Source organism: Streptomyces sp. BR1 (genome assembly GCF_052373795.1).
Lineage (GTDB): Bacteria > Actinomycetota > Actinomycetes > Streptomycetales > Streptomycetaceae > Streptomyces.
Map to the genome: position 1 here is coordinate 1,017,086 of NZ_CM126252.1, position 13,475 is coordinate 1,030,560.

Genomic DNA, 13,475 nt, shown 5'->3' on the forward strand with positions numbered 1-13,475 from the left:
GGGCGGCAGAGCCACCTCTGAAGATCAGTGCGGTCCCCTGGCCCGCGTCCCGGGAGACGCGAAGCAACAACGGAAGGCTCGCGTTCACCGCGGCGCAACCAATCGGACGGTAACCGCCGTGTCGCATGCCTCTTCACAACCTTGGAGAATCCTTGAGATCAAGACACCGAGCACGCTTACCCCTGGCGATGGCCACCGCCACCGTGGTGGTCATGAGCCTGATGCAAGGCGGACAGGCATGGGCCGGACAACCGGCCCGGGAGGCAGCGAGCGCCAGCGCGCCGTTGGACGTCTCGGGCGGCAACGGCGCCGGACAGCCGCAACCGCCACGCCAAGAGGACTCGCCCCGCGTACTGTCGCCGAACAGCGTGCTGCCCAAGACGTGGAAGACGTCCACCGACCGTGCAGTAACGGTGGCCGGTGATGGCTCCGGCCTGCATGTGCTGGCCGCCGACAGTAATCAGGCTTATCAGTGGCGTACCGTTGCCACACTCGCGGAGCCCGGTTTCGGCACCGATCTGTGGATCGGGAACGCCTGCGTGACCGGATCTGGCAAACGCGCCGTCGTCGTCTACGCACCACGGGCTTTCACTAACAAGCCGGAGCTGATGGAACGCGGGGGCTTTGCGGCCGTCGTCGACCTGGCCGAGGGCAAGGTGACCAAGCTCGCCGACACAGTGTCGCTGGCGTATTTCAACCCCGGCTGCGGCACCGGTGAGACCGCCGTGCTGACGCAGCTCGGCGGCGACAAGGATGCCCGGACCAGGCTGCTGACGGTGGATGCCACCACCGGCAGCATCACCCACCAGCAGACTGAGAACGTTCAGGTCACCTCCGCGGTCCCCGTCGGCGACCGCGTCGTCGGCGCCGCCGCGGGGCGGCTGGTCTCCTTCGAGCGGAACAAGCGCGCCACCGAACTCGCCACCACCGCGGGCCCGGCCTTCCAACTGCGCGCCGACGGCGAGGGTGGCGTCAGTTTCCTCGACCGGACCGGCAGCACGGCCCGCGCCCGCCGTACCGCCGACGGCCGCACCACCACGTTCGCGCAGGGGCCGATCGGCGCACTGGGCCTGCAGGCCGGCACGTCCGGGCGGGTCTTCCTCACCGGCACGCCAGCCTCCACCACCACGCTGCCCACACCGGTGCGGCAGCTGAAGGTGGCTGCGGACGCGACGGTGTCCTCGACCGGCGCGCTCGCCGTCGACCAGGCGGTCTCCAAGAGCCTGCGCAGTCACGTCAGCAATCCGCTGGCGGCCACCGCGTGGAACGCGGCCGCTCCCCTGCAGATCACCACCGAAGTTCCGTCCACCGGCAAGAAGATCTCCTTCACCGCGGGCCAGGACAGTTCCCGCCCCAAGGGCGCGGGCAAGAGCGCGTCCCCAGCGCTGACTGGCTCCCGCGCCCCTGAGGCGAAGGGCACGACCGGGGCGCCTGCCCCGGCGGCGGCCGGTGATCCCAGCTCCACCGTCGACACCGACCGCACGTGTTCCATGCCGCGCAACGATCCCTCACAGCAGGCGTATCAGCCGACCCCCAACCAGGTCGAGTGGGCTGCCGACATGGCCATCCGCGGCAACCTCACCAGCGCCTACGTCCGCCAGGGCGGCTGGCGCAGCGCCGCCGGCCTGGGCACGGTCGACCCGCAGGGCATGTTCCCGCTGCCCGCGCTCGCCGGGACGAACGGCGGCCGCATCCCGGCGCAAGTGCTGCTCGGGGTGCTGGCCCAGGAGTCCAATCTCTGGCAGGCCGAGGGCGGTGCCCTGCCCGGCCAGACCAGCTCCACCCTGGCCAGCACCAACGGCTTCTACGGCCACCCGAGCAGCCCGGCCACCCCTCAGGACCACTGGCAGATCGACTGGGACCATACCGACTGCGGTTACGGCATCGGCCAGCAGACCGACGGCATGAAGATCGGCGAGCCCAACGAGCTGCCTGCCGGCCAACAGAAGGCCATCGCGCTCGACTACACCTCCAACATCGCGGCCGCCGCACAGACGCTCGCGAAGAAGTGGAACGAACTGCACACCGTCAACCCCCAGCCCAACGCCATCAAGCTGAACACCGATGACCCCGTGGCCCCGGAGAACTGGTTCGCCGCGCTGTGGAACTACAACTCCGGCATGAACCCCTACGTCCCCGCCGATCCGACCGCCCCGTGGGGCCTGGGCTACCTGAACAACCCCTCCAACCCGCTCTACCCGCCGGACCGGCACGCCTTCCTCGACCACAACAGCTACGCCGACGCCGCCCACCCGCAGCAGTGGTCGTACGCGGAGAAGGTCCTGGGCTGGGGCGCCTGGCCAATCGACACCGGCCGCTCCTACGCCGACACCGGTGAGGCCAACAAGGGCAACACCGCCGGCTACTCACCCGCCTGGTGGAGCTCCGACGGGAACCGCTCCACCGTCAAGCCCGGCCTGGACACCTTCTGCAAGCCCACCGAGAACGCGTGCGACCCGGCCAACCCGCCACGCTGCGAGATCGACCACATGGGGCCGGACTGCGACCCCCCGCACTGGTACCACGTCCCTCAGACCAGCTGGAAGGTCAACTGCCCGTCGAGTTGCGGGCATGAGTACCTGACGTACAAGACTCTCAAGACCGAGCTGGGTAACGGCAACAACGGCGCGGGCTCCATGTGCAACAACACAAGGCCGGCGTCCGGAATGCTGGTCGTGGACGACGTGCCCACCGGCGTCCCGACCTTCACTGATGGATGCTCCAAGTCCAACTGGACCAATGAAGGTACCTTCAGCTTCAGCCCGTTCCAGGCCGACACGAAGAACCACTACGAGGCCAAGGGCGACCTGCACCAGATCGGCGGAGGCTTCGGAGACCACTTCTGGTACGCCCACACCCGCAACACCAGCACCGGTATCGACCTGATGAAGGTCACCGGCAACTGGACGCTCAACAGGACTCTCGACAACCAGTGGGCCCGTGTCTTCGTGCACGTCCCGGACACCGGTGCCCAGACCCAGCAGGCCCACTATCAGATCAGCGGCCTTACCAGCGGCGGCACCCGGGACCGGTACCTCAACCAGCACCCCAAGGCGAACACCTGGGTCGAGTTGGGCGCATACCAGTTCAACGGGAGCCCCCAGGTCAGCTTGTCCAACGAGACCGACGACGGGACCGCAGACGACGACATCGCCTGGGACGCCGTCGCCTTCCAACCCCTGGGCCAGAAGCCGCGGAACATGGTCGCCGTCCTGGGCGACTCCTACTCCTCCGGCGAAGGCGCCGGCAGCTACTCGCCTGAATCCGACACCAGCCATGACGATCCCACCTGGAACGCGTGCCGACGTAGCGCCAACTCCTGGGCACTCAAGTCAGCCCTTCCCGACAAGCCAGGCTCCACTATCGGCGAACGCATCAGCTCCTCCGACGGATCAATCGACCTCCAAAACGCCAGCTGCTCCGGCGCCCTGACCTGGAACGTTCGAGGAAAATACACCGACGCCAGCGGCAATGACATCGATACATGGCCCCTCTCCTGGAACGACCGCAGCAAGTACCTGCAAGGCGACGGCCAGTTCCACGAGGCAGCCCAGCTCAAATCCGGAGTGCTCAGCAGCGACACGACCCTCGTAGCCCTCACCATCGGCGGAAACGACGCCGGCTTCCCCAACGTGGTACGGATGTGTGCCACCACCGGCTGCCCGTCGGAAAGCGACGTCCAGCACGATATCGACGGCACGATACCCAAGATCCAAAAAGTGCTGGAAGAGATCCACGGCAAGGCAGGCAACGCCAAGATCATCCTCATGGGATACCCGCAGCTCTTCGATGAGAGCGCCGTCGCCTGCGTCAGCGGAGTCGGCGGAGCGGGAATGGCACGTCTCAACGCGATGGCGCGCTACATGGCGAGCCAACAAGGGCAGCTCGTCGCCTCCCTTCAAGCAAAGAGTCTTCCCGTTACCTACGAATCACCCGATGATGACTTCGCGTACAAGCGCGCCTGCGACAATCCGGAAGGAATCAACAAAGTCGTCACAGCGCCCCACGGCGACGGAGACTTCCGCTGCACGATCGGAGGAACCTGGTGCGTCAGCCGCGAGAGCTACCACCCCAACAGCGTCGGCACCACCGCCTACGCTCAAGCCTTCACCCGCGCCATAACGAAACTGTGATGCAGAGTGCCACCTGAACCACGAGGACAGACCGCAACCTGGGCCAAGGCACTGGGCTGCTTCATACTCCTGATCCTCATCCCCTTGATCATCTGGATCCTGGTGTCTTTCCAGCACTCGAGCGCAATCCCCTGGTGAAGATCGCCGATCAGCACACGCACGCCGGTGCGGCGCATTCGCCGCACCGGCGTCGGCTGATACGCCATTCCCGACACGCCGCGGCTCATCGCCCGGCTACGAGCTGGAGGAGTCGTCGACGACAAGGCCGACCAGCTGCGCAGGCTCATCGACGCGCTGGCCCGCGTCAGAGCCGTGCTGCCTCTTTCAAGGCCCGCTACGCTGGCGCGGCTCTCTCACAACTGCGCAGGGAACCCGCACCACTTCGACCTCAACGACGCGGGCCAGGGAGCCCGCCTCGTCCTGCTCGTGGCTGACCTGCTGGATGCCCCGCTGCCCGACACGCCCGCGGCCGAGCGTGCGCTGTTGGCCCGCGTCGGGATCGTCGCCGGCAGCCAGTCCCAGACCGTGCTGCTGCTGAACGTGAACGCGGACGGAGACGGCCCTACGGACCAGGCCCTGCGTCTGGCCCATGAGGACCAGCGCCCCGTTCACCTCACATTTCACGACCTCACCGCACACCCGCCCACGCTCTCACGGACACAACCGTGGCTCGTTGTAGAGAACCCCTCCGTCATTCACGAAGCCCTGATGCGCGGGATCACGACGCCCATCGTCTGCACCTCGGGCACACTCACCGCCATCGACCATGCGCTCCTCGCCTTGGCCCACACCTCCGGTGTCCCCATGGAGTACTCCGGCGACATCGACACAGGCGGGCGGCACATAGCCGAAGCGGTACTACGCCGCTATGAGGTCCCGAGCCGAGAAATGGACGAGAAGACCCGTAACGCCGCAGTCGGCGCAGGGACGCTCTACGAGGGGCCGTTTGCCGTTCCCCCTCTGCCCGCTCCGGAAGCCGCGGCAACCGGGAGCGGCACAGGAACCGGCTTCTCGGGATCAGCCATCTTCCAAGAGCACCCCATCGTCCTCGACCGGCTTCTGGGACCCGACCCCGCAGATCCTCTGCCTCTCCCCTGCTCCCGCCCAACGCCACATCCGACCACAGAAACCTGTGCCCCTTCGCGTGCCCGAGCACCAGCTTCGCAGACCAATCCGGGCCAGGGAGCCTGAATCAGCCGCGGTACGCTCCGCGCGGCGCCACGCAGGTTCGTTCGGTGAAATACCAGCCCCCCTTGGAGCGGGTCGCACCCAGGACCCGCCCCTTCTCCCGAAGCCACGGATAGCGGCTTTGCAGTTCCGCGAAGTTGTCGTTCGTCACGACCATCGCGCCGGAGTCGTCCGCAATGGCCGCCACGAGGGCATCCCCTTTGCCTTCGGTACCGGCCGGCGGCTGGATGATGTCGCCCTTGCTGAGCGCAGCCTCCACTGCTTCGCGTTCTACCGCAGCAACCTTGTGCCTGAAGCTGGCATCGACCACGACGTGGATCTCGGCTTCGGGGTATTTCTTCGCCAGGGCTGCCCGTGCGTCCTGCAGCTGGGTGAAGCTCGGGTGGTCGCCGTCCTCGTAGGCCCCCGGGCGAACCGGAGAACGGCCGATCCAGGCAAGGTTGGAGCCGTCCACCACGAGGGTGTGCGGGCCACCGTCGACCGGCGTAGGCCGTGCCTTGGGAGGCGCGGGCACGGGGCGGGTTCCCTCAGTCGAGTGAGCCGCTCCCAGAGGTACCGGGTCCGAGTTGGCCTTCATCAGCCGGTCCAGTTCTTCCCGGACCTCGGGCGTGGGGCCACCTGATCCGAAGCTCTCGACCTCCTGATCGACCACTACCTCCCCCGTGTGCTCCAGGGTGGCCTTGACATGGAGCAGACCGTTGGAGTCGTAGGTGTACTCCAGGTCGAAGCGGGATTCGTCGCGAACCCGCGGAGTGGGGTACGTGAGGGTGAGCTCGGTGAGCTGCACGTTGTCCCTGTGGGCGAGCTCCTTGTCCGGGTCCCCCTCCCAGATCTCCACTGACAGCCTCCGCGCGTGGTCCTTTTGCGGGGTGTAGCTCTTGCGCTCCTTCCAGGGCAGCGGCGAGTTCCTCGGGATGATCTGACTGAACCGCTTCTGCCCCGAGGAGTCCTTGACCATGGTGCCGAGCGCGTGGCTGGTGGCGACCTGGATGACGCCCTCGGTCTCGCCAGCAAGAACCGCCGCCGCGATGGACGCACCACGCGCCACCGCCGTCATCGGATCACAGAGCTCTGTAGGGACGGGTTCTGTCTGAAGGGCTTCGGCCACTGCGGCCCGCACGCTGGGGATCTGGCTCGTACCGCCGATCATGAGAATCTCGTCCACGTCGAGCGGCGCCATGTGCAGGTCTTTTAGGCACTGTTCCACCGGCGCGAGTGCGCGATCGACCAGGTCGCCGATCGCCTCCTCCAGCTCGCCCTGGTAAATCTCGACGCCGACGCCGTCCGGGGTGTTCACCGTGACGCTCGGCTGGGAGGAGAGCAGGATCTTGTTCCGTTCCACATCGAGCCGGAACTGCCGCTCCTGCGCCGGTGTCCACGCCCTGCGGGCGGGCGCCCGTTCGAGGATCAGTTCACGCAGCCGCCGGTCGATCTCCAGGCCGCCGAGCTCCGTTACCCCGCGTGACGCGCGTTCCTCGAAGAACCCATCCGCGTAGTCGAGCACGGTGACGTCGATGGTTCCGCCGCCCCAGTCGAAGACCAGAATCTGAGAGTCCTCGCGGAAGTCGTGGACGTACGAGATGGCAGCGGCGGTGGGTTCGTTGAGCAGCGCCTGGACCTCGATGCCGGCGAACCGCGCCGCTGCCCTGGTGCGGTAGCGGGCGGCTCCCGTCGCGTTGGCGGGCACCGTGATGACGGCACGATCAATGTCGGTGAGGTTGTGCTGGGCGCCATCGCGCATGGCGGTGAAGACACCCGCCGCGACGGTGGTCGCTGCGAACCGCCTGCCCTGGATGGTCACGTACTCGTCACTCTTGAGGAGCCGCTTGCAGGCTTCCGCCGCTTCCTCCGAGCGGAGCTTCGCCTCCCAGCCGAACAGAGGACCGCGCCGGAGCGAGCTGAGACCCACGACTGAGGGGAAGAGCTGCTCGAACCCTGGATGCCGCCAGTCGGCGTCGATGTGGTGGGCGTCGAGCGGCAGTACCTCGGCGTCGTCCCCCTGCCACTGGGCCACGACTGAGTTGGTCGTTCCGAAGTCGATTCCTGTCGAGGTCACTTGGCACTGCCTCCCCGGACGTCCACCTCGTCGGCTTGTTCCTGCGCTGGCAGATCCCTCGGCGTCGGGATTCGGCGCAGTTGTCCGGCCAGCAGCAGCTTGCCGGTTGCCTGGTCCACGTAGGCCGGCCGGACCAGTTCGAAACCCTGGCCATCTCCTTCGACCACGACGAAGAGTTCCTGCTCGTGAGCCTCCTCAACCACGCGGACGCCCATGTCGACGAGCGAGGCCCGGACCGCGCGGCGGATGGCTTTGGCCCCTTGCTCGGGCATGCTCGCGAGGAGGTCGGTCTCAACCAGCCGCGCGATGTGCTCGTCTCGTGTCCGGAATGCGTCGAGCACGCCCTGTCGTAGCGCTGTGCTGACCATTGCGGGGGTGGGCCGGGACTCCTGCGGAAGCTGCGCAAGCAGCTCTTCGGCCCGTTCGGTGAATCGGGCAAGGAGCTGGGCCGGGTGGAGCAGCTCTTCGGGCCTGAGGGTACGCAGCTTCATCTCTTCGACGAACTCGCGCTTTTCCTTGCGGCGAATGCGCCCGGTGGGCTTCTTCGCTTGTCCGGCCGCGCCCGGATGGTTCTTTCGGTCTGCGGGCTGGCTTGTCATGACGTTGTCCTGTGGTCGTGATCGGGGCGCCTGGGCGCGGACAGCATGGTGGGAAGGAGGGCGGCCAATGCGCGGTCGCGTACCGCCGCGAGGTCTGCGGCGGCCCCTGGTGCGGTTCGGCGGGGCATCGCAGTGGCTTGCGGAGTCAGTGACCTCGGGCGCACGGTCGGCAGTTGTAGAGCCGCGAGATCCAACGGCAGTACGAAGAAGTCGGACCAGTCCTCGGTCCGCTCGGCCTGCTCGATACGGCGCTTGGCCCAGTTGGCCTGTGCCGCCAGGTCGAGGTCGTCGCGGTCGGCACGGCGGCGCTCGCGCCACTGGTGCTTCCACTGCTCACTCTTGTGCGGCAGCCCCAGCTCCAAGTACGGGTTGGCCGGCTGGTCCCGGTCGTTGCGCTTGGTCCGCCGTCGACGCTCCAGGAGGGCCAGGTTGTCCTCAACCCTCCGGTCAGTGCGGGCGACGCGTGCCAGCGAGACGTAGGCGAGGTCAAGGTTGTCATCGAGCAGAGCAAGGTAGGCGAACATGTTCCAAGCCTCAGCTGCGGCTTCAGCGTCCGCGCCCTCGTGATCGACGAGCTTGTCCACCTGCGCCTGGGCCTTCTTCCGCTCGCCCTGGCAGATGAGGTCGTAGGCGTGCCGCAGCGCAACGAGGCCGTAGAACGGGCCGCGGGCCGGCTTGACTGCGGCCCTGGGCTCCCACAACGCGCACATCAGTCGCCACAGTCCACGATCGGCAGGGATGTCCAGGTCCCATGAGCCGGTCATGGCACCCGCCCGCACCTTGCGCAGTCGCACCACCAGGTCGCGCGGCAAGAGCTCTTCGAGGTTCTTGAGAACCTCCGTCTCACCGTCCGCCACACGCAGGAGCAGGTCGTAGAGGCTGCCGGGTTCCGGATCGACCGGCTGGCCGGCCAGGAACGCCTCCCGCTCGCGGGGCTCGTTCCAGCCAAGTGACTGGGCGAGGGCAGTATCAACCTTCTCCGGTGCAAGTCTGGCCAGCAGGTAGCCCTGTTCGGCAGTGTCCGCGCGCAGGTTCCACGGCTGATCCCCGCGGTGCAGTACGTCGGCGTCGATGAGGTCGTCGATGATGCCGAGGGGAGCCCACGGTATGACGGCCCGCAGGTGGTGTGCCGACAGCTCGTCCAGGCTCCCCCTGATGAGTGCGTGATGCAGCGCGTAGGCGCCAACGGGGTCGTCCTCGTTGCGGGGGACGTCGTCCGGTCCAAGTTCGGACGCCGGGACTCGCCCGGCGATGACTGTGAGGCGACGCTCACCAGCGGGCGAGAGCCACGGCATGCCGGATTCGTGGACGACGGACAGCACGGCGGCGGTCTGTGCGACGGCCCGGTTCGGTTCGGCGGCTTCCAACAAGGCTTTGACCGCGGGGAGCAGTTGGGGCGTTGGGTGCCCGTCCAGACAGGCGCGAATAGTGTCGGCGCCCCACCGCAGAGTGTCATCCTCGGCATCCACGGACGCCAAGAGCGCCCGCAGCACGTCCTCGACGCGGGCCACTGCCTCCACGCCGAAAACCCCGGCCCTCCGCCACTTACGCAGGACGAACCCGTCAACCCGGTCCTCGGGACCGGTCGCCGCAGCAGTGCGGCGGGCGGCCCGGTGTGTCCGCCACGCCTCGATCATCTCAGCGCGCGTCATCGCCCCTGTGATCGGAGAATTCCCCCCGCCGAATCCGCCGCCGGGCCAGCCGGCCGACGCGTCTTCGTTCCCCATACGACCCCGCTCGTCTCCCGCGTTCACACACCCGCGTCACATTTTGACAGGTCTCTGCCTGGTAGTCGTAGGGCCCCCGCGTCCCCGGATGGTGTGCTGCGGTTAATGCCCGGGGGCGATGTGCCGGGCACCCGGCCCGGCCCATGTCCCGCCTTCGCGCCAGGCGAGGAGCACGCTGAAGGCGCCATCGACCGCGTCGGCCACCCACGGCTCGGGCGGACTGCTGCCCAACACGATGACAAGGAACTCCGCCTGGCCTTCCGTACGCAAGTGGGAGACCTCCATGAGGTGGAGTGCCGACTCCCGGATGGGGCCGTATGTGTCCTCCTGGCTACCCAGGACGTCGAAGAGCACGATGCCGTCGGCGCGCCTGCACCAGGCGTCCACGAAGCCGTTCTCCCCGACCTCTGGCGTGGTGTCGTAGAGGTCAGCGAGCAGGCGATGCCGGAGGGCTTCGTGGGACCGGTCTGCCCGCGCCGCCACCGTACGCGCGGCGACCAGGTGCTCCAGGCCGTCCTTCGCCTCGGCGGGCAAGTCCACCGGCCGTTCCTCTGCTACAGGTTGGTGTGACTGGTCGGTGGTCAGCATGGTTGCCCTTCGGGGCTCGAAGCCCGGGACGGAGTCGAGGCAGGCGGGTTGCCTCTGGCCCACCTCCATGTCCGGCTGGCGCACCTCGAGCAGGGAGCAGCCGTCGCCCGAGAGGCGCCACTGAAAGCGGTCTCCGTGGACGATGACACGCGACTCGGAAAGCTCAATGTCCGCGGTGCGCAGATCATCGGCGAGTGCTCTGTACATCTCCTGCACGAAGGCTGCGTCGGTAGTCCCATGGATCTGCCCCACCTGTTCGTATCCGGCGCAGGCCGGGGCTGTGGCATGCATTGCCGAGGCGTCAAGCTGGCGAACCTGCTCCACGTCGTCGAGTGGCGGGCCGGTCTCCCGTTTCGGCGCGGTTGCCATCGACCTCCGCGCGGCCCGGGCGTCCTTGCTGAACCGGGACGCGATGCCTGCGTCGAGCTGTGCGAAGCTCCGCTCCGCGTGCACCGCGTCGTAGCCTGTGATCATGTCGGCCTCGGGGCTGAGCACGATGCGGAATCCCGCCAGGTCCAGCATCCAACTGCCGTCTGAGGCGCGCAGGTGCCCGGCCCTTGCGACGAACGGGGACAGCATGCAGTGCAGTTCCACCGCCGCCTCCCGCAGACTGCCCCGGTGGCGGGCAACAAACGACGCGCACGCTCCCGAGCTCACCCGCACGGTCGCGCGCTGCCGAGCGTCGAGGCCGAGCCGGCCATGGTCCTGCGTGCCGTCAGGTGGGGCAAGGTGCCTGGGCTTGGCCACGGCCACGGGTTCAGCGGTACGAAATCCCCCACAGGGCTCCGTCCTGCACCACTTGTCCGCGTGATGCGTGGAGTTGGTGCAGGGAGTTCCGTCGGCGTAGTAACGGCTGCACAGGCTGGCCGCGGGATCATCAGCGGAGCCCTCCTCCATACGCAGGGCGAGCTCCGTGAGAACGCCGGGGATGGACGCGAGGACGTGAAGCTCGTCCGGGCCGCCAATCTGCGAAGGAAGTGGCAGGTCGTGTACCACGGTTAGCGACTGGGTGCACCGCGTGAGCGCGACATAGAGATGCCTCACCCCCACGGACTCGCCTGCAACGATCCCGGCAGGTTCCACCACGACAACGTGGTCGAATTCGAGCCCCTTCGCCTCGACCGGAGTCAGGATGGCAACGCTCCCCAAACCCTCATGCGCGCGAGCGCGTGCCATGTCGCGGCCCCACGCCCCGTCCTGCGGCACGATCACCCCGATGGAGCGCTCGCCCACGCGTCCGGGTGTACTCGCCCGCAGCCGTGCAACAGCCTCAGCGGCCAGAGAGACGACCTCTGAGCCCTGGACCACCGCAACATCCCTGCCCGTGTCGCGCACCGAGAGGGGGACGGCCGCACCAGGCGCGCAGTCCGCCCCTAGCCTGGCAGCGAAGTCCATGACTTCCCTCGGTACACGAAACCCCGTCAGAAGCTGGGCGATCCGCGCCCCATCCCGGCCCGCCAGCAATTGACCGAGCTCGTCCCAGTCCTGGTAGAGGTAGGGCCCAGTCGACTGGGCGAGGTCTCCGAGGACCGTCATCGAACCGCTGGGACAGCGGCGGGCCAGGGCCCGAGCCTCCATCGGGGTGACGTCCTGGGCCTCATCGATGACCAGATGTCCATACAGCTTGCGGGGCCGCCCGGCCAGCACATACTCCAGCTCGTCGAGGCAGACCAAGTCTTCACGGCTCAGTTCGGGCCGCGACCGCGCCGTCCGGGTGCCTGGCGCGGCACCCGGACGGGGTGCGCTGAGCAAGTCCTGTTCGGCGGTCGACAGAATGCCGTCAGCTGCCCTGCCGAGGGTACTTCCGCCGGAGTACAGGCTCCGCAGAACGTCCTGGGCTGTGAGGCTGGGGCAGATCCGCTTGAGGAGGCGTACAACGGGCCGGCACCTGGCCGTCTCGGCCAGGTAGTCGATGTCAGCGGGGCCCGGCAGCAGGCCGACGTAAACATCGGTCAGGTGCTGCGTGATCCGCTGGATGCACCGTTCCCGGCGCACCTGGTAAGGGCTGTCGCCGGCCAGTGCTGTGGCAGCGATCTCCGCTATCTCCTCCACCGGGACGACGACTTCACGGCGGTTCAGTTCGAAGGTGAAGACCGGACCGCCCACCAAAACGGTCAGTCGTTCCACCGACGTCGTCGTCTCGCAGTCGACGGCCTTGCGCAGCATGGCGGCCATCCGCTGATCCGTCTTCACCTCGGCAACCGGACGTGGATCGCGGGGCGCTGCGGCTGCCGACCAGAGCGCGGGGAGTTCGAGCATCGATACGTCATCGCTGCCGAGTTCGGACAGGGTGACGCTCACGTAGTCGAGGAATCCCCGGTTGGGACCAACGACGAGGATGTCTTTGGCTGCCAGGTGCTTGTTGTCCAGCAGCCAGGTCACGCGGTGCAGGCCGACCGCGGTCTTGCCCGTGCCAGGGCCTCCTTGAACCACCAGTACGCCTGTGGGCTCCTCCGCCACAAGCTGGAGTTGTTCCCTCTGGATGGTCTCGACGATGTCGTGCATCGCGCCATCGCGCGCGCGGTCCATCTCCTCAAGGAGCGGATCACGCCACGCCCGTTCGTCGACCACCACGTCCGGCACGGCGGAGGCCGACGACAGTGGTTCTGCATCGGAGCCGTGAAGGTCGAGATAGCGCTTGACCACCTGCTGCTCGCAGACAATCTGGCGCAACAGCAGCACGTGCCCCGGGTCTCTCTCGGTTGTCAGCCGCCAATTCACCGCGGCCTGCGAACTCCAGGAGACCACGACGGGATTCCGCTGCTCGTCGCGCACCACACGGCGCCCAACATAGAACGTTTCGCGGCCGTCCCCCTCGTCCACGTCGGCCCGCATGAAGACGAGGGACTTGCCGCCGATGTCGAGCGAAGCCAGCTCCCGCTTCCAGGTACGTCGGGCGTCGATGGAGTCCTTGCCGCTGGCTGCAGCGTCGAGGTGGCTGAGAGTGGACGCCTCCTGTCGGGTCCGCTCCAGACAGGAGTACGCGCGGTCAACCGCGCGTTGTTCGGCAGCGACCACGGCCGCGCGCCGAACATGCTTCGGCATCCCTTCTCCCCCTCTTTCTGCATGCTCCGCAACGGGGCGGCGGACACAGTTAGCCCCCACTTCCTACTTTAGGCGCGCTGATCGTAATTCTGAGCGGCCTTGGCTGCTACGGGACGATTCGCCCTCTCCCGGGCGAAGG

General features: G+C 67.5%; 6 protein-coding genes. 2 read left to right on the top strand and 4 right to left on the bottom strand.

Going from position 1 to position 13,475, the window contains the following annotated elements; genetic code table 11:
• Window positions 1–188: 188 nt before the first annotated feature.
• Both ACT1U9_RS04670 and ACT1U9_RS04675 read left to right on the top strand, forming a co-directional pair.
• Window positions 189–4,133: a golvesin C-terminal-like domain-containing protein gene (locus ACT1U9_RS04670; protein WP_444537099.1), complete on the top strand. Its 3,945-nt coding sequence runs from the start codon at window positions 189–191 to the stop codon at window positions 4,131–4,133.
• A 225-nt stretch (window positions 4,134–4,358) separates the two neighbouring features.
• A complete protein-coding gene (locus tag ACT1U9_RS04675) occupies window positions 4,359–5,324 on the top strand; it encodes a DUF2399 domain-containing protein (RefSeq protein WP_444539006.1) in 966 nt (321 codons plus the stop codon).
• A 1-nt stretch (window position 5,325) separates the two neighbouring features.
• Here ACT1U9_RS04675 and ACT1U9_RS04680 read toward each other — a convergent pair whose 3' ends face one another.
• The 4 genes from ACT1U9_RS04680 to ACT1U9_RS04695 all read right to left on the bottom strand — a co-directional run bounded on the left by ACT1U9_RS04680 (window position 5,326) and on the right by ACT1U9_RS04695 (window position 13,336).
• On the bottom strand, window positions 5,326–7,377 hold the full coding sequence (locus tag ACT1U9_RS04680) for an Hsp70 family protein (RefSeq protein ID WP_444537100.1): 2,052 nt from the start codon (window positions 7,375–7,377) through the stop codon (window positions 5,326–5,328).
• On the bottom strand, window positions 7,374–7,976 hold the full coding sequence (locus ACT1U9_RS04685) for a hypothetical protein (RefSeq protein ID WP_444537101.1): 603 nt from the start codon (window positions 7,974–7,976) through the stop codon (window positions 7,374–7,376). The genes ACT1U9_RS04680 and ACT1U9_RS04685 overlap by 4 nt, the downstream gene beginning before the upstream one ends.
• The gene (locus ACT1U9_RS04690) at window positions 7,973–9,628 is read right to left on the bottom strand and encodes a hypothetical protein (protein WP_444537102.1); all 1,656 of its coding nucleotides are present in this window, start codon (window positions 9,626–9,628) and stop codon (window positions 7,973–7,975) included. Before ACT1U9_RS04690 ends, ACT1U9_RS04685 begins: the two co-directional genes overlap by 4 nt.
• 177 nt (window positions 9,629–9,805) lie before the next feature.
• Entirely contained in the window at window positions 9,806–13,336 is a 3,531-nt protein-coding gene (locus ACT1U9_RS04695; RefSeq protein WP_444537103.1) for a HelD family protein, read from the bottom strand.
• Window positions 13,337–13,475 lie beyond the last annotated feature (139 nt).